The 1269-nt window shown below is 59.3% G+C and carries 1 protein-coding gene; it reads left to right on the top strand.

Translation table 11 applies throughout. The annotated features are described in order from the left end of the window. Nucleotides 1-1269: hypothetical protein (locus tag ACXJ7R_RS33260; protein ID WP_457155498.1), on the top strand; the 1269-nt coding region annotated here is incomplete at both ends.

Genomic DNA, 1269 nt, shown 5'->3' with positions numbered 1-1269 from the left:
GCACCGACATACGCGACGATGAAATCGAGGCCTGGCTGACCCAGCTCAAGCAATACTCCCATAACATCGTGCTGATCTTTGACAGCTGCCACTCAGGCACGATTTCAAAAGAGCCCACGCTTGCTGCCCGCATGGCGCCGCTGGACGGTAGGCTGCTGAAGGATGCGCCTGCTGAGCGTCACGGCAAGGATGCGTCGATCGCGGATTCAGGCCGCTCATACTCGATCATCGAAGGGTCCCGGGCCGATGAAGTGTCCAACGAGGATCTTGTCGCTACCGCATCGGGTTCGCAGTATCATGGGCTGCTGACCTACTATCTGGTCCAGACGCTCAAGCGATCTCCACAGCTGACCTATCGCGAAGCAGTGATGCAAGCCGAGAGGTATGTCCAAAAACGCGCGCCATCCCAGCATCCACAGGCGGAAGGAGACTTCGACAGGGTGGTTTTGGGCGGAATAGGAACCCGCCAGCCCCCCTTCATTTCGGTCACAAGTGTGACGCAGGACCAGATTTCGGTCGCAGTTGGCCAGGCGCAGGGGATTCAACCAGGAGCAATCCTGGCCGTGTATTCCAGCAAGGCAACCAAGCTGGTCGGTGAGGACGGCAAGATCGCGAACGCGGTCGTAATTTCGTCCGACGTCGCGACTTCGGTTGCCAAACTGGTCAAAGCCCCGAACGAGCCTGTGACCACTGCGTCGAAAGTTCGAATCGTCTCGCCCTATTCCGTTGAGCAAAAGGTTGCGGTGGCTATTGCCGATCCACCTCCAGAGCTGGGCATCGCTGCGGCGGTCCTGCCGATAAAGGCAGCGCTCGCTGATCGACTACGCGACAATGCGCTGGTGCGGCCGGTGCAGGATCTAGGCCAGGCGACGATGGTGATCGCCATGGGGTGCCTGAACGGTGGCAAGCTTGTTCCGATGGAGGAACGCAAAACGCTCAGCCCCGGCTGCGACAAGGTCTACTACATCACGCCGCGAGACCAGGTTGGGGCCATGCATGGCTACACGGTTTCGGCAAAGGACGACGGTGCCGCTGTCGATGGCATTACGGGCGCGCTCGAGAAGATAGCCCGACAGGAAAACCTGCGCGCGCTGACGAACAGCGTTTCCCCGCTGGCAGGTGCGGTCACGGTTTCTCTTGTCCGTGTGACAGTTAAGACCGAGAACGGCAAGACAAGCGTGGAGGGCGAGGCTCCGGTGGTGTCATCGGGCATAGAGCCGATGAAGCAGGGAGAATATTTTCGCTTCAGCCTCACAAATACAGGATCAC

The organism is Mesorhizobium sp. P5_C1 (assembly GCF_054049815.1).
Note: the sequence above shows the minus strand (reverse complement) of the source record. Positions and strands in the feature narration are given on the sequence as shown.